At 60.2% G+C, this 18,477-nt stretch carries 15 protein-coding genes; 12 read left to right on the top strand and 3 right to left on the bottom strand.

The features are described from left to right. Nucleotides 1-5: 5 nt before the first annotated feature. Nucleotides 6-542 carry a retropepsin-like aspartic peptidase RloA gene (gene rloA, locus HKK53_RS10850; protein ID WP_169370818.1) on the bottom strand — a complete coding sequence of 179 codons (537 nt, stop codon included), beginning with the start codon at nt 540-542 and terminating at the stop codon, nt 6-8. 307 nt (nt 543-849) lie between these two features. Between rloA and HKK53_RS10845 the strand changes: the two genes are divergently transcribed. From HKK53_RS10845 to prpD, 6 genes are all read left to right on the top strand, one after another. Continuing rightward, nucleotides 850-1,569 (top strand): GntR family transcriptional regulator, encoded by a 720-nt coding sequence (locus HKK53_RS10845; RefSeq protein ID WP_178117484.1) that lies wholly within the window; start codon nt 850-852, stop codon nt 1,567-1,569. Beyond that, nucleotides 1,566-2,456, top strand: coding sequence for a methylisocitrate lyase (gene prpB, locus HKK53_RS10840; RefSeq protein ID WP_010456549.1), 891 nt, complete (start codon nt 1,566-1,568; stop codon nt 2,454-2,456). The genes HKK53_RS10845 and prpB overlap by 4 nt, the downstream gene beginning before the upstream one ends. Before the next feature lie 225 nt (nt 2,457-2,681). Beyond that, entirely contained in the window at nt 2,682-3,809 is a 1,128-nt protein-coding gene (gene prpC, locus HKK53_RS10835; RefSeq protein WP_169370817.1) for a bifunctional 2-methylcitrate synthase/citrate synthase, read from the top strand. A 116-nt stretch (nt 3,810-3,925) separates the two neighbouring features. Then, nucleotides 3,926-6,520 carry a Fe/S-dependent 2-methylisocitrate dehydratase AcnD gene (gene acnD, locus HKK53_RS10830; RefSeq protein WP_169374225.1) on the top strand — a complete coding sequence of 865 codons (2,595 nt, stop codon included), beginning with the start codon at nt 3,926-3,928 and terminating at the stop codon, nt 6,518-6,520. 55 nt (nt 6,521-6,575) lie between these two features. After that, the gene (gene prpF / locus HKK53_RS10825) at nt 6,576-7,766 is read left to right on the top strand and encodes a 2-methylaconitate cis-trans isomerase PrpF (protein ID WP_169370816.1); all 1,191 of its coding nucleotides are present in this window, start codon (nt 6,576-6,578) and stop codon (nt 7,764-7,766) included. Nucleotides 7,767-7,940: 174 nt separating this feature from the next. Continuing rightward, the gene (gene prpD, locus HKK53_RS10820) at nt 7,941-9,425 is read left to right on the top strand and encodes a 2-methylcitrate dehydratase (RefSeq protein WP_169370815.1); all 1,485 of its coding nucleotides are present in this window, start codon (nt 7,941-7,943) and stop codon (nt 9,423-9,425) included. An 87-nt stretch (nt 9,426-9,512) separates the two neighbouring features. On the opposite strand, the gene HKK53_RS10815 is transcribed toward prpD, so the two are convergent. Continuing rightward, nucleotides 9,513-10,400 carry a DMT family transporter gene (locus HKK53_RS10815; RefSeq protein ID WP_169374224.1) on the bottom strand — a complete coding sequence of 296 codons (888 nt, stop codon included), beginning with the start codon at nt 10,398-10,400 and terminating at the stop codon, nt 9,513-9,515. A gap of 136 nt (nt 10,401-10,536) precedes the next feature. Here HKK53_RS10815 and HKK53_RS10810 point away from each other — a divergent pair, with 136 nt between their 5' ends. After that, nucleotides 10,537-11,946: an aminotransferase-like domain-containing protein gene (locus tag HKK53_RS10810; RefSeq protein ID WP_169370814.1), complete on the top strand. Its 1,410-nt coding sequence runs from the start codon at nt 10,537-10,539 to the stop codon at nt 11,944-11,946. Between the two features lie 120 nt (nt 11,947-12,066). Here HKK53_RS10810 and ppsR read toward each other — a convergent pair whose 3' ends face one another. After that, nucleotides 12,067-12,885: a posphoenolpyruvate synthetase regulatory kinase/phosphorylase PpsR gene (gene ppsR / locus HKK53_RS10805; RefSeq protein ID WP_123403248.1), complete on the bottom strand. Its 819-nt coding sequence runs from the start codon at nt 12,883-12,885 to the stop codon at nt 12,067-12,069. 174 nt (nt 12,886-13,059) lie between these two features. On the opposite strand from ppsR, the gene ppsA reads away from it, so the two are divergent. The 5 genes from ppsA to HKK53_RS10780 all read left to right on the top strand — a co-directional run bounded on the left by ppsA (nt 13,060) and on the right by HKK53_RS10780 (nt 18,475). Continuing rightward, complete coding sequence (gene ppsA / locus HKK53_RS10800; RefSeq protein ID WP_169370813.1) at nt 13,060-15,435, top strand: phosphoenolpyruvate synthase; 2,376 nt, start codon at nt 13,060-13,062, stop codon at nt 15,433-15,435. 90 nt (nt 15,436-15,525) lie between these two features. After that, the gene (locus tag HKK53_RS10795; protein ID WP_169370812.1) at nt 15,526-16,515 is read left to right on the top strand and encodes an alpha/beta fold hydrolase; all 990 of its coding nucleotides are present in this window, start codon (nt 15,526-15,528) and stop codon (nt 16,513-16,515) included. Nucleotides 16,516-16,636: 121 nt separating this feature from the next. Next, complete coding sequence (gene rraA / locus HKK53_RS10790; protein ID WP_169370811.1) at nt 16,637-17,128, top strand: ribonuclease E activity regulator RraA; 492 nt, start codon at nt 16,637-16,639, stop codon at nt 17,126-17,128. A 39-nt stretch (nt 17,129-17,167) separates the two neighbouring features. Beyond that, a complete protein-coding gene (locus HKK53_RS10785) occupies nt 17,168-18,163 on the top strand; it encodes a zinc transporter ZntB (RefSeq protein WP_169370810.1) in 996 nt (331 codons plus the stop codon). 63 nt (nt 18,164-18,226) lie between these two features. After that, on the top strand, nt 18,227-18,475 hold the full coding sequence (locus HKK53_RS10780) for a hypothetical protein (RefSeq protein ID WP_008146303.1): 249 nt from the start codon (nt 18,227-18,229) through the stop codon (nt 18,473-18,475). Nucleotides 18,476-18,477 lie beyond the last annotated feature (2 nt).

Genomic DNA, 18,477 nt, shown 5'->3' with positions numbered 1-18,477 from the left:
TGGAATTACTCTGCGGTATGAGCGTCGGTGGCGCAGGCGGGTTTGCCAGCAGCGTATTTAAGACTGGGGTCGACCAGCGCATCGAAACGTTTGAGTGCTTCGGAGCCGATCAGGAGCGGGTACTGGAAGGCGCTGCGGTCGGTCAGGTTCACTTCGATGCTGCGCAAGGCCGTGCCCATGCAGATATCCAGCTCGATCACCGGGCGGGCCGTGTATTTCTTGCCTTCTTCCGGATCGTAGTCGCCGGCCCGGCGCTTGATCTTGCTGACCCGGGCCAGTGGCCGTTCGATCGGGTGCGAATGCGCGGCATCGATGGCGAGATAGAAGCGCACCCAGGACTCGCCATTGCGTTTGAAACGCTTGATGTCCCGTGCACTTAAAGAAGCGGTTTTCGCCCCGGTGTCGAGTTTGGCCGCGACTTCCAGGTCAATGCCGTTCAGCGAGGCGTACTCATTGAGGCCGTACACGGTCTTTTCCCCCGCGGCGGCGACACCGGGCAGGAAAAGGAAATAAAGGAATGTGGCGAAGGGCTTGAGTCTCATAAATCCTGGGTGCGCAGCGGTCCGTACTTCGGTTCAAGGCCCTGGCATCACTGCGCAAGCTCCCTCGTATGCCTATCAGCTATTTATGACAAGCCATGCAGATGCAAATGACAAACAAATGCGGGCGGCATTCTAGCACGGTGGTTTTATGGCGCCACCGCTGGCAGGAGGCTATAAACATCTGTGCTGCTTCGTTATGGTGCGGGCGGTTATTAGACGATTGTCGACAATACCTATTTATCCTTTGACTATACGGCCTGTATTCGCTAGTTTTTGCCGCATTAGCTTTAAAGGTGTCGACAATATGCTGGATCAACTCGATCCCCCGGTGATAACGCAGGATGATTCGGAGACACTTTCCGAGAACGTCTTCCGACGCATCCAGGCCGCCATCGTCAAGGGCGAGATCGCCCCGGGCAGCAAGATCTCCGAGCCGGAGCTGGCCCGCACCTATGGCATCAGCCGCGGACCGTTGCGCGAAGCGATCCATCGGCTGGAAGGCCAGCGCCTGCTGGTGCGCATACCGCACGTCGGGGCGCGGGTCGTTTCGTTGAGCCACGCCGAGTTGCTGGAACTCTACGAAATCCGCGAATCCCTCGAAGGCATGGCCTGTCGCCTGGCCGCTGAGCGCATGACTGTCGAAGAAATCGACGAGCTGCGCCGGGTCCTCGAAACCCATGAGCGTGATGCGGCGTTCCAGGCCGGTGTCGGCTACTACCAGCAAGAAGGCGATTTCGACTTTCATTACCGGATCATCCAGGGCAGCGGCAACCGTACCCTGACCCAGATGCTCTGCGGCGAGCTGTACCAATTGGTCCGTATGTACCGCATCCAGTTTTCCACCACGCCCAATCGCCCGCGCCAGGCCTTTGCCGAGCACCACCGGATTCTCGACGCCATCGCCGACCGTGACGGTGAACTGGCCGAGTTGTTGATGCGCCGTCACATCGGCGCCTCCAAACGCAATATCGCCCGTCACTACCAGGACGGCGCTAATAAGACAGCCACTGAACGAGGTGAGTCATGAGTTCGAACAAGAGCACTCCAGGCCAGCGTTTCCGCGATGCGGTCGCCAGCGAGCATCCGCTGCAAGTCGTTGGCGCGATCAACGCCAACCATGCGCTGCTGGCCAAACGCGCTGGTTTCAAGGCGATCTACCTGTCGGGTGGCGGGGTGGCTGCCGGCTCTCTCGGCGTGCCGGACCTGGGGATTACCGGGCTGGATGACGTGCTGACCGACGTGCGCCGCATCACCGATGTGTGCGACCTGCCGCTGCTGGTGGACGTGGACACCGGTTTCGGTTCCTCGGCGTTCAACGTGGCCCGTACCGTCAAGTCGATGATCAAGTTCGGCGCGGCAGCGATCCATATCGAAGACCAGGTCGGCGCCAAGCGCTGCGGTCACCGTCCTAATAAAGAAATCGTGTCGTTGCAGGAAATGGTCGACCGCATCAAAGCCGCCGTTGATGCCCGCACCGATGACAGCTTCGTGATCATGGCCCGTACCGATGCGCTGGCTGTAGAAGGTCTGGAATCTGCCCTGGATCGTGCCGCCGCGTGCATCGAGGCTGGCGCCGACATGATCTTCCCGGAAGCCATCACCGAACTGGACATGTACAAGCTGTTCGCCAACCGCGTGAAAGCGCCGATCCTGGCCAACATCACCGAATTCGGCGCGACGCCGCTGTACACCACCGAACAACTCGCCGCTGCCGACGTGTCGCTGGTGCTGTACCCGCTGTCGGCGTTCCGCGCGATGAACAAGGCCGCGGAAAACGTCTACACCGCGATCCGCCGCGACGGCACGCAACAGAACGTGATCGACACCATGCAGACGCGCATGGAGCTTTACGACCGGATCGACTACCACACCTTCGAGCAGAAGCTCGATGCGTTGTTTGCCGCCAAAAAATGATAACGCACGCACTTTTGTAGCAGCTGCCGAGCCTGCGAGGCTGCGTCCGAGGCCGAAGGACTCGCCAAACCAGGCGATTGAGTTTTCCGGTGATACCACGGACGCTGTGTTTACGACGGCTGCGCCGCCGAACGCTGCCTCGCGGTGCTCGACAGCTGCTACAGAGGGCGACGTAAACCGAAAGAAATTGCAGATTCCCTAAAAATTTCAAGATTGGAGACAGCAATGGCCGAAGCAAAAGTACTCAGTGGTGCCGGGCTCCGTGGCCAGGTTGCCGGGCAAACCGCACTGTCCACCGTGGGCCAGTCGGGCGCCGGCCTGACCTACCGTGGCTACGACGTTCGCGAACTGGCGGCTGACGCACAGTTCGAAGAAGTCGCCTACCTGCTGCTGTACGGCGAACTGCCGACCACCGCACAGCTCGCGGCTTATATCGACAAACTGAGCAAGCTGCGCGACCTGCCGCAAGCCCTGAAAGAAGTGCTGGAACGCATCCCCGCCGACGCCCACCCGATGGACGTGATGCGCACCGGTTGCTCGTTCCTGGGCAACATCGAGCCAGAGAAAGACTTCAGCGCCCAACACGACATCACCGACCGTCTGCTGGCCGCGTTCCCGGCGATCATGTGCTACTGGTATCGCTTCAGCCACGACGGCAAACGCATCAATTGCGTGAGCGACGAACAATCGATCGGCGGCCACTTCCTGCACTTGCTGCATGACAAGAAGCCGAGCGAGTTGCACGTCAAAGTCATGAACGTGTCGCTGATCCTCTACGCGGAACACGAATTCAACGCTTCGACTTTCACCGCCCGTGTCTGCGCCTCGACCCTGTCGGACATGTATTCTTGCGTCACCGCGGCCATCGGTTCCCTGCGAGGTCCGTTGCACGGCGGCGCCAACGAAGCGGCGATGGAAATGATCGAACGCTTCAAATCGCCGGAAGAGGCGATCAAAGGCACCCTCGGCATGCTCGAGCGCAAGGACAAGATCATGGGCTTCGGTCACGCGATCTATAAGGACAACGATCCGCGCAACGAGGTGATTAAGGCCTGGTCGAAAAAACTGGCTGATGAAGTGGGCGACAAGGTGCTGTTCCCGGTTTCCGAAGCCATCGACAAGACCATGTGGGAGCAGAAGAAACTGTTCCCGAACGCCGACTTCTACCATGCGTCGACGTACCACTTCATGGGCATCCCGACCAAATTATTCACGCCGATTTTCGTCTGCTCGCGCCTGACCGGCTGGGCCGCGCACGTGTTCGAACAACGCGCCAACAACCGCATCATCCGCCCGAGCGCCGAGTACGTCGGCGTCGAACAGCGCAAGTTCGTGCCAATCGAACAACGCTGATTGGGGGAGGGCCGACGCGAACGCCGATACCCCTGTAGGAGCGAAGCTTGCTCCTACAGGATCGGATTCGGTTCGGCTCCACCCTTTTGCACTTACCGTGACCGAGTCCCGACATGATGAACACAGAATTCCGCAAACCGCTGCCCGGCAGCCATCTGGATTATTTCGACGTCCGTGCGGCGATCGAAGCCATCCAGCCTGGCGCCTATGACACCCTGCCATACACCTCCCGCGTACTCGCGGAAAACCTGGTGCGTCGCTGCGACCCGGCCACGCTCACCGATTCCCTGAAGCAATTCATCGAACGCAAGCGCGACCTCGACTTCCCGTGGTTCCCGGCGCGTGTGGTATGCCATGACATCCTCGGCCAGACCGCCCTGGTCGACCTCGCCGGCCTGCGCGATGCCATCGCTCTGCAAGGTGGCGACCCGGCGCAAGTGAACCCGGTGGTGCCGACGCAATTGATCGTCGACCACTCCCTGGCCGTCGAGCGCGGTGGCTTCGATCCGGAGGCGTTCGAGAAGAACCGCGCCATCGAAGACCGGCGCAACGAAGACCGTTTTCACTTCATCAACTGGACCAAAAAAGCCTTCAAGAACGTTGATGTGATCCCGCCGGGCAACGGGATCATGCACCAGATCAACCTGGAGAAAATGTCTCCGGTGATCCAGGTGCGTGACGGCGTGGCGTTCCCGGATACCTGCGTCGGCACCGACAGCCACACCCCGCACGTTGATGCGCTGGGCGTGATCGCCATTGGCGTTGGTGGTCTGGAAGCGGAGAGCGTGATGCTCGGTCGCGCCTCGTGGATGCGTCTGCCGGAAAGCGTCGGCGTCGAACTGACCGGCAAGCTGCAACCGGGCATCACCGCCACCGACATGGTGCTGGCGCTGACCGAGTTCCTGCGTAAACAAAAAGTCGTTGGAGCATGGCTGGAATTCTTCGGCGAAGGCGCTTCCGCGCTGACCCTCGGCGACCGTGCGACCATTTCCAACATGGCCCCGGAATACGGCGCCACCGCGGCGATGTTCTACATCGACCAGCAGACCATCGACTACCTGAAACTCACCGGCCGCGAAGACGAGCAAGTGCAGCTGGTCGAGAACTATGCCAAGCAAACCGGCCTCTGGGCTGACAGCTTGAAGCATGCGCAATACGAGCGCGGCTTGAGCTTCGACCTGTCTTCGGTGGTGCGCAACATGGCCGGCCCGAGCAACCCGCACGCCCGCGTTGCCACCTCGGACCTCGCCGCCCAAGGCATCTCCGGCCAGTGGACCGAAGTGCCGGGCCAGATGCCGGATGGTGCGGTGATCATCGCCGCCATCACCAGTTGCACTAACACCAGCAACCCGCGCAACGTCATCGCTGCCGGCCTGCTGGCGCGCAATGCCAACAAGCTGGGGCTGATCCGCAAGCCGTGGGTCAAATCGTCCTTGGCCCCGGGTTCGAAAACCGTGGCGCTGTACCTCGACGAAGCGGGGCTGACCAGCGAACTGGAGCAACTCGGTTTCGGCATCGTCGCGTTCGCCTGCACCACCTGCAACGGCATGTCCGGCGCACTCGACCCGGTGATCCAGCAAGAGATCATCGACCGCGATTTGTACGCGACCGCCGTTCTGTCCGGCAACCGCAACTTCGACGGGCGGATTCACCCCTACGCGAAGAACGCGTTCCTCGCTTCGCCGCCATTGGTGGTGGCTTACGCCATTGCCGGGACCATCCGTTTCGACATCGAAAAAGATGTGCTGGGCGTGGTCGATGGCAAGGAAATTCGCCTCAAAGACATCTGGCCGAGCGACGAAGAAATCGACGCGGTGGTGAAAGCCTCGGTGAAGCCGGAGCAGTTCCGTCAGGTCTACATCCCGATGTTCGCCATCCATGAAGACACCGGCCCGAAAGTCACGCCGCTGTACGACTGGCGCGAGATGAGCACCTACATCCGCCGTCCGCCGTACTGGGAAGGCGCACTGGCCGGCGCCCGTCCGCTCAAGGGCATGCGCCCATTGGCAGTGCTGCCGGACAACATCACCACCGATCACCTGTCGCCGTCGAACGCAATCATGCTCGACAGTGCGGCGGGCGAATACCTGGCGAAAATGGGCTTGCCGGAAGAGGACTTCAACTCCTACGCCACCCACCGTGGCGACCACTTGACCGCGCAGCGCGCGACCTTCGCCAACCCGAAACTGTTCAATGAAATGGTCAAGGAAAACGGCAAGGTCAAGCAGGGCTCGCTGGCGCGCGTCGAGCCGGAAGGTCAAGTGATGCGCATGTGGGAAGCCATCGAAACCTACATGGAGCGCAAGCAGCCGCTCATCATCATCGCTGGCGCCGATTACGGTCAGGGTTCGTCCCGGGACTGGGCGGCCAAAGGCGTGCGTCTGGCGGGTGTGGAAGCGATTGCCGCCGAAGGCTTCGAGCGCATTCACCGCACCAACCTGGTGGGCATGGGCGTGTTGCCGCTGGAGTTTTTGCCGGGCACCGATCGTCACACCCTGGCCATCGACGGCAGCGAAACCTACGACGTGATTGGCGATCGCACGCCGCGTGCGCAGTTGACGCTGGTGATCAATCGTCTGAATGGCGAACGCGTTGAAGTGCCGGTGACCTGCCGCCTCGACACGGCTGAAGAAGTGTCGATCTACGAGGCGGGCGGCGTGTTGCAGCGCTTTGCCCAGGACTTCCTCGAAGAGTCGGCGGTCGCCGTCTAAAACCCGATGTGCAGATACGGGATTATTGATCCCGTGTCTGCTTATAAGGAGCACCATGGCTCACACACCCCAGATCAAAATCCCCGCCACCTACATGCGCGGCGGCACCAGCAAAGGCGTGTTCTTCAGCCTGCAAGACCTGCCCGAAGCGGCACAGATTCCCGGCCCGGTTCGCGACGCGTTGTTGTTGCGGGTGATCGGCAGCCCCGACCCGTACGACAAGCAAATCGACGGCATGGGCGGCGCGACGTCCAGCACCAGCAAAACCGTGATCCTGTCGAAAAGCATCAAGGCTGATCACGACGTCGATTACCTGTTTGGTCAGGTGTCCATCGACAAGCCATTCGTCGATTGGAGCGGCAACTGCGGCAACCTGTCGGCGGCGGTCGGCTCGTTCGCCATCAGCAATGGTTTGGTCGATGCCAGCCGCATTCCGCACAACGGCGTGGCCGTGGTGCGCGTGTGGCAGGCCAACATCGGCAAGACCATCATCGCCCATGTGCCGATCACCAACGGCGAAGTGCAGGAAACCGGTGATTTCGAACTCGACGGCGTGACCTTTCCCGCCGCCGAAGTGCAGGTCGAATTCATGGACCCGGCGGCGGAAGAAGAGGGCGGCGGCGGGTCGATGTTCCCCACCGGCAACCTGGTGGATGAGCTCGAAGTGCCCGGCGTCGGCACCTTCAAGGCGACCATGATCAACGCCGGCATCCCGACGATTTTCATCAATGCCGAAGACCTCGGCTATACCGGCACCGAGCTGCAAGGCGCGATCAACGGCGACCCGAAAGCCCTGGCGATGTTCGAAACCATCCGTGCCTACGGCGCGCTACGCATGGGCCTGATCAAGGACCTGGACGAAGCGGCCAAGCGCCAGCACACGCCGAAAGTGGCGTTCGTGGCCAAGCCGGCGGACTACGTGGCATCCAGCGGCAAGGCGATTGCGGCGGGGGATGTCGACCTGCTGGTGCGGGCGCTGTCGATGGGCAAATTGCACCACGCGATGATGGGCACGGCGGCGGTGGCGATTGGTACGGCGGCGGCCATCTCTGGCACCTTGGTAAACTTGGCCGCGGGCGGTATCGAACGTAACGCCGTGCGTTTCGGGCATCCGTCCGGCACGTTGCGCGTGGGGGCCGAGGCCAGTCAGGTGAACGGTGAATGGACCGTGAACAAAGCCATCATGAGCCGCAGTGCGCGGGTGTTGATGGAAGGCTTCGTCCGCGTGCCGGGTGATTCGTTCTGACTGAAACCTACCCCCTGTAGGAGCCAGGCTTGCCGGCGAAGGCGATCTTGAGGACGCCTTCGCCGGCAAGCCTGGCTCCTACAGGGCCGTATTCCAAAATAAGAAAGTAGTAACCGACTGAGATTTACCCTGAACCGAGGTCCCATCAACGAAGCACTAACGAGTGAATCGAACATGAGCGCCAACGTCGACCTGAACAACCGCCCCGACTACGACACGGTCCTGCAGGACATTGCCGACTACGTCCTCAACTTCAAGATCGAGTCCACCGAAGCACTCGACACCGCCCGCAACTGCCTGATAGACACCCTCGGCTGTGGCTTGCTGGCCCTGCGCTTTCCCGAATGCACCAAACACCTGGGCCCGATCGTCGAAGGCACCGTCGTCCCGTTCGGTGCCCGCGTGCCCGGTACTTCTTTTCGTCTCGATCCGGTCAAAGCCGCGTGGGACATCGGCTGCATCGTGCGCTGGCTCGATTACAACGACACCTGGCTCGCCGCCGAGTGGGGCCATCCGTCCGATAACCTCGGCGGGATTCTCGCGGTGGCCGATCACCTCTCGCAAAAGCGCCTGGCCAATGGCGATGCACCGCTGACCATTCGCGCGGTGCTGGAAGCAATGATCATGGCCCACGAGATTCAGGGCGTTATCGCGCTGGAAAACTCCTTCAACCGCGTAGGACTCGATCACGTGCTGCTGGTGAAAGTCGCCTCCACGGCGGTCACCGCCAAACTGATGGGCGCCAATCGTGAGCAATTGTTGTCGGCGTTGTCCCACGCTTTTGCCGATGGCCAGGCGCTGCGCACTTATCGTCATGCGCCGAATGCCGGGTCGCGCAAATCCTGGGCTGCCGGCGACGCCTCCAGTCGTGGCGTGCGTCTGGCGGACATCGCGATGCGTGGCGAGATGGGCATCCCCGGCGTGCTGACCGCCAAGCAGTGGGGCTTCTATGACGTGTTGTTCAGCCACACCAACAACGATCTGGCGCTCAAGCCCGACGACAAACGCGCGTTCAGTTTCTCCCGCAAATACGGCAGTTATGTGATGGAAAACGTGCTGTTCAAGATCAGTTTTCCCGCCGAATTCCACGCGCAGACTGCCTGCGAAGCGGCCGTCACCCTGCATCCGCAGGTGCGCAATCGTCTGCACGAAATCGATAAGATCGTCATCACCACCCACGAATCGGCGATCCGCATCATTTCCAAAGTCGGCCCGCTGGCCAATGCCGCCGACCGCGACCATTGCATTCAATACATGACCGCTGTGCCGCTGGCCTTCGGCAATCTGGTGGCCGAGCAGTACGAAGACGACTTCCACGCCGCGCACCCGATCATCGACGTGCTGCGCGAGAAAATGGTCATCGTCGAAGAACCGCGCTTCACCCGCGAATACCTGGAAGCCGACAAGCGCTCCATCGCCAATGCGATCCAGGTGTTTTTCAAGGACGGCTCCAGCACCGAGAACGTGGTGGTCGAATATCCAATCGGCCATCGCCGGCGTCGCACCGATGGCATTCCGTTGCTGGAAGACAAGTTCAAGGCCAACCTGGCGACGCGTTTTACCGCGCAGCGTAGCGCCGAAATCTTTGCGTTGTGTAAGGACCAGGCAACGCTTGAGGCGACGCCCGTGAACCGGTTTGTCGACCTGTTCGTGATCTGACAGCAATCCCTGTAGGAGCCAGGCTTGCCGGCGAAGACGTACTTGAGGGCGCCTTCGCCGGCAAGCCTGGCTCCTACAGGAATGTGTTCAGCGTTTGAGCCATTTCTCGACCGGCAATTTGGTAATGGCAAACCCCGCCAGCAACACTGCCGAATACCCCATCAATTCCCGCGAAATACTTTGCCCCTCGTACCACGCACCAATCACCACCGCGAACACCGGAAAAATAATAAACACGAACGACAAAATGATCGGGCTCAGGCGCTTGAGCAGCAAAAAGTAAACGATAAACCCACCCACCGACGCCACCAGCCCCAGGTAGAGCAGGGCGCCCCACGAGCGCGTGGTGATGTCATCGAACACCGGCGCCTCAACGCTCAGCCCCGCCACAAACAGCATCAAACCCGCGAGGCCGATGGGTAGCGTGTTGTAGGTGATCACGCTAATCGCCGCGCCCTGTTTCTTGGTGATCACGTAACACAGCGCATGCATCACCGCCGCCGCCAGAATCGCTAGCACCCCGAAGAACTCGGCGTGGTCCAGATGCAGGCCCTGACTGCGGATAATCATGAACAGACTGCCAAAGCCGATGGCGATGCCCACCACCTGCGAGGGATAGATTTTCTCTCGCAAAAACACTGCCGAAAAAATCAGGATGAACACGGGCATGCAGCTGAACAACAGGGCGGTCAGGCCGGACGAAACGTGCATCTCGCCATAGTTGAGCAAGTAATACGGCAGGCTGAAATACGACAGCGTGACGAACACGAAAAACCAGCGACTCTGCCGTGGAAACAGCAGCGGCTCGCGACGCAGCAGGGCGAAGCTCAAAAACAGCGGAAAGGCGATCAGGAAACGCAGGCCAGCGGCGGTCAGTGGCGGCACACTTTCGACGGCGATCTTGATCCCCAGCCACGTGGTGCCCCAACTCAGGCACACGATTAAGAACAGCACGCTGGTGACCAGTGCGGCCAGCCAGGGTTTTCGAATCGTTGAGGAGGCGCTGAGGGCTATGGACATGATCGTGATCCTTCGTCGTCGGAATTGACCTGGTGACTGAATAGGTCTATCCCTGATTGAACCTGTTTTCAGCACGCTATTCGGGATGGAAATGACTGTCAAAGTAAGTATTGCCACGGTGTCAATCCTGCGCGAACGCCTCGCCCATGGGCGCGGCGTCAAGTACAGGCGCCTGGCCGAAGCCCTGGAAAAAAGCATCGGCGACGGCTTGATCGAGCCCGGCAGCAAACTGCCGCCTCATCGTTTGTTGGCGGACAGCCTGGGCGTGACCATTGGCACCATCAGCCGCGCGTACGGCGAGTTGGAACGGGTAGGGTTGGTGGTGGCCCGTGTAGGAGATGGCACTTATGTGCGTCAGAGGGGGATGGAGCGGCCGCGGGATGCTGGCTTTCGCAATGTCAGCGACGAGCCTCAGCCTTACTTCGACATGAGCAGGAATCAACCGATTCCGGGGCAGGAAGCTGCCTTTCTGAGTCAGAGCCTGCTGGGCTTGGCCAGTGATCCGAACACCTTGCAGTTGCTCAGCGGCTATACGGCCGATTGCGGAGTGCCCCGTCACCGTGCGGCCGGTGCTCACTGGTTGCGGCATCTGGAATTCGTCCCGAGCGCCGAGCAGGTCATTTGCGTCAATGGCGGCCAGCACGGCTTGCTCTGCGTATTGATGGCGCTGCTCAAGCCTGGCGATACGCTGGTGACCGAGCATTTGACCTACCCGGGACTGATCAGCGTCGCACGCATGCTTGGGATAAAGCTGATCGGTGTCGCCATGGATGACGAAGGACTGTTGCCCGAAGCGCTGTCGGACGTTTGCCAGCATCATCGGGTCTCAGCGCTGTACTGCACGCCGACGATCCAGAATCCTACGGCGGCGGTGATGTCGGTCCGACGGCGCGAGGCGATTGCCGAGATTTGTCGCCAGCACAACCTGCTGATCATCGAAGACGAAGCCCATGCGGTTCTGGCTCAACAACGCCCCTTGCCGTTGAGCCATTTCGCCACGGAGCGCTCGGTGTTGATCGGCAGCCTGAGCAAGGCGGTTTCCGCCGGTTTGCGCGTTGGTTATCTGCACGCACCGCTGCCGTTGATCGGAAGATTGAGTGCAGCGGTGCGCGGGACGTGCTGGATGGCAAGCCCGCTGTCGATGGAGCTGGCGACGGCGTGGATTGAAAACGGTATCGCCAAACAGTTATTGGGGCAGCAGATAACCGAAATCAGTCGCCGCAAGCGGTTGGTCAGCGGAACGTTAGAAGAAGTCAGCTACAAGACTCATCCCGATAGCCCGCACTTCTGGATCGAAGTGCCCGAGCCGTGGCGGGCGTCGCAGATTGCGGCGGAGCTCAAGGAGAATAACTATCTGGTGGCCACCGCCGAGGCATTTGCGGTGGGGCATGGCGCGGTGCCGCAGTTTATTCGGGCGAGTGTGTGTCATTCGGCGGGGGACGATGGGTTGTTGTTGCAAGGGTTTGAAGCACTGGCGGGGGCGTTGAGGCAGTCCGTGTAATCGTTCATCGCGGGCAAGCCTTGCTCCTACAGGGATATGTCGATCCCGCATGCCGCGAACGACACAAAATCTGTAGGAGCGAGGCTTGCCCGCGCAGGCGTCATCACAGGCGCTGAAGAGCTACTTGAACCGCCGCTCCACCCCTTTCTCCACGAGGATCTTCGCCGAAATCTCTTCCACGGAAAAGTGCGTGGAATTGATGTGCGGGATGTTCTCCCGGCGGAACAGATTCTCCACCTCGCGCACCTCGAACTCGCACTGGGCATAGCTCGAATAGCGGCTGTTGGGCTTGCGCTCGTTGCGGATCGCGGTGAGGCGGTCCGGGTCGATGGTCAGGCCGAACAGCTTGTGCTGATGGGCGCGCAGGGCGGCCGGCAGGGTCAGGCGCTCCATGTCGTCTTCGGTCAACGGGTAGTTGGCCGCGCGGATGCCGAATTGCATCGCCATGTACAGGCACGTCGGCGTCTTACCACAACGCGACACGCCTACTAGGATCAGGTCGGCCTTGTCGTAATAATGCGTGCGCGCACCGTCATCGTTGTCGAGGGCGAAGTTCACCGCCTCGATCCGCTCCATGTAATTGGTGTTGCTGCCAATGGAGTGGGACTTGCCGACGGTGTAGGAAGAATGCTCGGTCAGTTCCTGTTCAAGCGGCGCCAGGAAGGTCGAGAAAATGTCGATCATGAAACCATTGGACGTTGCGAGGATCTCACGGATGTCCTGATTGACGATGGTGTCGAAGATGATCGGCCGAAAGCCGTCGGTTTCGGCGGCCTTGTTGATTTGTTGTACCATGGCCCGCGCTTTATCGACGTTGTCGATGTACGGACGGGTGAATTTGCTGAAGGTAATGTTTTCGAACTGCGCCAAGAGGCTTTGACCCAGGGTTTCGGCAGTGATGCCGGTGCCATCGGAGATGAAGAAAGCAGATCGTTTCATTTGCACCTTGGGCCTTAAGCTAATAACGAATCTTGGATATGATAGGCGCGATTTGCCGGCCGCCAGTGGCCCGCATTCTCACTTATTTTCCAGGTCCAGGCCATACAGTCGGCAAACGCTCCCCCGAGCCGCCGGCTTCTGAGCTTTTCCAACACAGTTAGTGGAGAGATCACCTTGGTAGAGTACGTAGTTTCCCTCGATAAGCTCGGCGTCCATGATGTAGAGCACGTAGGGGGCAAGAACGCATCCCTGGGCGAGATGATCAGTAACCTTGCAGGTGCCGGTGTATCGGTGCCCGGTGGCTTCGCCACGACAGCTCAGGCTTATCGTGATTTTCTGGAACTGAGCGGCCTGAACGATCAGATCCATGCCGCGCTCGACGCCCTGGACGTCGACGATGTCAACGCCCTGGCCAAGACCGGCGCCCAGATCCGCAAATGGATCATGGAAGCCGAATTCCCCGAAAAACTTAACGCCGAGATCCGCACCGCGTTCGCCACGCTGTCGGCCGGCAACCCTGACATGGCCGTGGCCGTGCGTTCTTCCGCTACCGCCGAAGACCTGCCGGACGCTTCCTTCGCCGGTCAGCAGGAAACCTTCCTGAACATCCGTGGTGTCGAAAACGTCATTCGCGCCGCCAAAGAGGTGTTTGCCTCCCTCTTCAACGACCGCGCCATTTCCTACCGCGTGCACCAGGGCTTCGACCACAAGCTGGTGGCCCTGTCGGCCGGCGTGCAGCGCATGGTCCGCTCCGAAACCGGCACCGCCGGCGTGATGTTCACCCTCGATACCGAATCGGGCTTCCGTGACGTGGTGTTCATCACCGGCGCCTACGGCCTTGGCGAAACCGTTGTCCAGGGCGCGGTGAACCCGGACGAATTCTACGTCCACAAACAAACCCTTGAAGCCGGTCGTCCGGCAATCCTGCGCCGCAACCTCGGCAGCAAAGCGATCAAGATGATCTACGGCGAAGTGGCCACGGCCGGCAAGTCGGTCAAAACCATCGACGTCGACAAGGCTGATCGCGCCCGTTTCTGCCTGACCGACGCCGAAGTCAGCGAGCTGGCCAAGCAAGCGATGATCATCGAGAAGCACTACAAGTGCCCGATGGACATCGAGTGGGCTAAAGACGGCGACGACGGCAAGCTCTACATCGTTCAGGCCCGTCCTGAAACCGTGAAGAGCCGCACCCAGGCCAACGTCATGGAACGTTACCTGCTGAAAGAAACCGGCACCGTGCTGGTTGAAGGTCGCGCCATCGGCCAGCGCATCGGCGCCGGCAAGGTCCGCATCATCAAGGACGTGTCCGAGATGGACAAAGTCCAGCCAGGCGACGTTCTGGTGTCCGACATGACTGACCCGGACTGGGAACCGGTCATGAAGCGCGCCAGCGCCATCGTCACCAACCGTGGCGGTCGTACCTGCCACGCGGCGATCATCGCTCGCGAGCTGGGGATCCCGGCCGTGGTCGGTTGCGGCAACGCCACCCAGCTGTTGAAAGACGGCCAGGGCGTGACCGTTTCCTGCGCCGAAGGCGACACCGGCTACATTTTCGAAGGCGAACTGGGCTTCGACATCAAGAAAAACTCTGTGGACGCCATGCCTGATCTGCCGTTCAAGATCATGATGAACGTCGGCAATCCGGACCGCGCCTTCGACTTCGCGCAACTGCCGAACGCCGGTGTGGGCCTGGCCCGCCTGGAATTCATCATCAACCGCATGATCGGTGTTCACCCGAAAGCGCTGTTGAACTACGACGGCCTGCCGCAAGACATCAAGGACAGCGTCGACAAGCGCATTGCCGGCTACGACGATCCGGTCGGCTTCTACGTCGACAAACTGGTTGAAGGCATCAGCACCCTGGCTGCAGCGTTTACTCCGAAAAAGGTCATCGTGCGTCTGTCGGACTTCAAGTCCAACGAATACGCGAACCTGATCGGCGGCAAGCTCTACGAGCCGGAAGAAGAGAATCCGATGCTGGGCTTCCGTGGTGCGTCGCGTTACATCAGCGAAGCGTTCCGCGATTGCTTTGAGCTTGAATGCCGCGCCCTCAAGCGCGTGCGCAACGAGATGGGCCTGACCAACGTTGAAATCATGGTGCCGTTCGTCCGCACCCTGGGTGAAGCGAGCCAGGTGATCGACCTGCTGGCTGAAAACGGTCTGGCCCGTGGCGAGAACGGCCTGCGCATCATCATGATGTGCGAACTGCCGTCCAACGCGATCCTCGCTGAAGAGTTCCTGGAGTTCTTCGACGGCTTCTCCATCGGTTCCAACGATCTGACCCAGCTGACCCTGGGCCTGGACCGTGACTCCGGGATCATCGCCCACTTGTTCGACGAGCGTAATCCGGCGGTCAAGAAGTTGCTGGCCAATGCCATCCAGGCCTGTAACAAGGCTGGCAAGTACATCGGCATCTGCGGTCAGGGTCCTTCGGACCACCCGGACCTGGCCAAATGGCTGATGGAGCAGGGCATCGAAAGCGTTTCGCTGAACCCCGATTCCGTGCTGGAAACCTGGTTCTTCCTGGCTGAAGGCCAAGCGCAGGCTTGATGTGAATGAAGCCTCGGTCAAGTGGCCGGGGCTTTTAGATTTGAGTAGGGCGGGCTCCCCGGATGCCGCCCTTTTTTGTGCAAGAGCATTATGCAAAGCAGCAGCAACCTATTTCCTGTCGCCCTGATCAGCGCCGAGCGGCGCGGCGATCTGAGCGAAGACGTGTATCGATTGAAACCCGGCAACAGCCCCGACGGCACCGTCGAGCTGGCGGTGACACGCCTGGGCATGGCGGATGGCCCGGACACGCGCGGCGTTCCGGTGATTTTGCTGCACGGCAGCTTTTCCAATCGCCGGTTCTGGTTTTCCCCGAAAGGCCTGGGGTTGGGCGCCTATCTGACGCGCCAGGGATTCGATGTATGGATTCCGGAGATGCGCGGTCACGGCTTGTCCCAGCGCAATCAGGACTACCGCAAAAACCGCGTTTCCGATTACGCCCGTTATGACCTGCCGGCCATCGGTGCATTCGTGCGCGAGCAAAGTGGCCAGGTCCCGCACTGGATCGGTCATTCTCTGGGCGGCATTACTTTGGCTGCCGCGTTGGGCGGACAGTACATCGGCGAACCGGTGGTGGCCTCGGCGGCGTTTTTCGGCACCCAGGTCAGCCGCACCTACTGGCCGTTGAAGATTCCGCCGGTGGAGTGGAGCGGGCGCTTCATTCTCAAGCGTTTTGCCCAGCTGTCCGGTTCACGGCTCAAGCGCGGCCCGGAGGACGAGCCGATTGGCCTGGCCCTGGAAAGCATGCGCTGGTATGGCCTGTTCGGGCGCTTTGGCGATACCGACAAGGACTGGTGGGCCGGTTTGGCCGAAGTTGAGTTACCGGTGTTGGCCGTGAGCGCGGCCGGCGACCATCAGGATCCGACCTGGGCCTGTCGCAAGCTGTTCGATCAGCTCGGCTCCGAGCACAAGCAATTCATCAATCTGGGACGCGAGCAGGGTTTTACCGACAATTTCGGCCACGTTGAAATGCTGATCAGCAAAGCCGCCCAGGCTGAAGTCTGGCCCTTGGTCGCGCGCTGGCTGGCGGATCAACAAACGCCGCTGTTGGGCGAAAAGCCGGATTTGGCCACGGCGGTCTGAGGCCAATGCTCTAACAAGGGCATTTCGCTCCGGTCGGCTTGCGGCTAAGATATGACGCATTGAGCTTTTCTGGTCACTTTGCGACATCCTCGATTGTCTTCCTCTTTACAGGAGTTTCTCGATGAACCATTACGTTACGCCCGACCTGTGCGACGCCTATCCGGAGCTGGTGCAGGTGCTGGAACCGATGTTCAGCAATTTCGGCGGCCGTGATTCCTTCGGCGGCGAAATCGTGACCATCAAGTGCTTCGAAGACAACTCGCGGGTCAAGGAGCAGGTCGAACTCAAGGGGGATGGCAAGGTGCTGGTGGTCGACGGTGGCGGTTCCCTGCGTCATGCGTTGCTGGGTGACATGCTGGCCGAGAAAGCCTCGAAAAACGGTTGGGCAGGGCTGGTGATCTACGGTTGCATCCGCGATGTCGATATCCTTGCGCAGACTGATCTGGGCGTACAGGCACTCGCTAGCCACCCAAAAAAATCCGACAGACGCGGGCTCGGCGACATTAACGTTCCGGTGACCTTTGCTGGCGTGACGTTCCATCCCGGCCACTACATCTATGCGGACAACAACGGCGTGATCATCTCGCCAAGCCCGCTGAAGATGCCTGAATAAAGCGTCGGTGCGAATTTTCGTGGCAAGCATGGGGTGAGGATGTTCGAGGAAGAAAACGCGCAGTGGGGGCTGGTGCATGCCCTGGTGCTGGATGGAAAAGGCGGTGCGCGTTCGATAGCCCGGACTGAACTCGACGAATTGCAGCTGCAGGCCCATGAGAGCCTGTGGCTGCATTGGGATCGCAGTCACCCGCAAACCCAGACCTGGCTGCGTAAATCCAGCGGCCTGAGTGAATTCAGCTGCGACCTGCTGCTGGAAGAAAACACCCGTCCGCGTCTTCTACAGCTTTCCGACAGCGAACTGCTGCTATTTTTGCGCGGGGTGAACCTGAACCCTGGTGCGGAGCCGGAAGACATGGTCTCGGTGCGGATCTTCGCCTCGGCCCAGCGGGTGATTTCCCTGCGTTTGCGTCCGTTGCGCGCCACCGATGAGTTGCTGGTGCAGCTTGCGGAAGGCAAAGGCCCGAAAACCGCCTCCGAACTCATCCTTTATATGGCTCAGTACCTCACCAACAAGGTGCAGGATCTGGTCACCTGCCTCTCGGAAGTGGTCGATGAGGAAGAAGAAAAACTGGATGCCGACGAACGGTATACACCCGAGCATGGGTCCATTTTGCAGATCCGTCGACGGGCGGCCGGGCTGAAACGATTCCTGGCCCCGCAGCGGGAAATCTTCGGGCAACTGACGCGGATAAAACTGCCGTGGTTTGTCGAAGATGACGGCGATTACTGGAACGAATTGAACAACAGCCTGACCCGCTATCTCGAGGAGCTGGAATTGACCCGGGAGCGGGTGGGGCTAGTCCTGGAGGCCGAAGACCGGCGTTTGAGCGTGCGCATGAATCGCACGATGTACCGCTTCGGGATCATCACCGGGATCTTTTTGCCGATGAGTTTTCTGGCCGGTCTTTTGGGTATTAATGTCGGCGGGATTCCGTTCTCCGCCAGCCCATATGGCTTCCTGATTGCGTGCCTGATAATGGTTTCGGTGGCGTTCGGGCAGTGGTGGTTATTCCGACGTTTGCGCTGGGTCTGACCATGAGCCATGTGACCCGACCAAATTTGATCGCGTCTTTCACAGACATCACGAGAGGTGCGTATGCACGATCCGTTTGAACAGTCTTTGCGTGACATGCTCAAGGCATCTCCGTCCACTCGGGACGACGATGCGTGCCTTGGCCGTGTCCTGAAAACCGCCAACCGCCAGGTCGGCGCTGGCGATCTGTTCAGCCTGCTGGGCCGCTGGCTGCCCGCGCTGATGATTGCCTTGAACAATGGATCGGCCCATGTCGCGCCGGTCTCCCGCCACCGTAAACCTACCGTTCGCACTGCTGATAAGGCTGATTGAAT

The sequence above is a fragment of the Pseudomonas sp. ADAK7 genome, assembly GCF_012935675.1.
In the GTDB taxonomy this organism is placed as follows: domain Bacteria; phylum Pseudomonadota; class Gammaproteobacteria; order Pseudomonadales; family Pseudomonadaceae; genus Aquipseudomonas.
The sequence above is the reverse complement of the archived record's forward strand: the minus strand, read 5'-3'. Positions and strand labels throughout refer to the sequence as shown.

Coding starts and splice junctions, on each gene's coding strand:
- rloA (WP_169370818.1), bottom strand. CDS start 542: ATGAGACTCAAGCCCTTCGCCACATTCCTTTATTTCCTTTTCCTGCCC.
- prpB (WP_010456549.1), top strand. CDS start 1,566: ATGAGTTCGAACAAGAGCACTCCAGGCCAGCGTTTCCGCGATGCGGTC.
- prpC (WP_169370817.1), top strand. CDS start 2,682: ATGGCCGAAGCAAAAGTACTCAGTGGTGCCGGGCTCCGTGGCCAGGTT.
- acnD (WP_169374225.1), top strand. CDS start 3,926: ATGAACACAGAATTCCGCAAACCGCTGCCCGGCAGCCATCTGGATTAT.
- prpF (WP_169370816.1), top strand. CDS start 6,576: ATGGCTCACACACCCCAGATCAAAATCCCCGCCACCTACATGCGCGGC.
- prpD (WP_169370815.1), top strand. CDS start 7,941: ATGAGCGCCAACGTCGACCTGAACAACCGCCCCGACTACGACACGGTC.
- HKK53_RS10810 (WP_169370814.1), top strand. CDS start 10,537: ATGACTGTCAAAGTAAGTATTGCCACGGTGTCAATCCTGCGCGAACGC.
- ppsR (WP_123403248.1), bottom strand. CDS start 12,885: ATGAAACGATCTGCTTTCTTCATCTCCGATGGCACCGGCATCACTGCC.
- HKK53_RS10795 (WP_169370812.1), top strand. CDS start 15,526: ATGCAAAGCAGCAGCAACCTATTTCCTGTCGCCCTGATCAGCGCCGAG.
- rraA (WP_169370811.1), top strand. CDS start 16,637: ATGAACCATTACGTTACGCCCGACCTGTGCGACGCCTATCCGGAGCTG.
- HKK53_RS10785 (WP_169370810.1), top strand. CDS start 17,168: ATGTTCGAGGAAGAAAACGCGCAGTGGGGGCTGGTGCATGCCCTGGTG.
- HKK53_RS10780 (WP_008146303.1), top strand. CDS start 18,227: ATGCACGATCCGTTTGAACAGTCTTTGCGTGACATGCTCAAGGCATCT.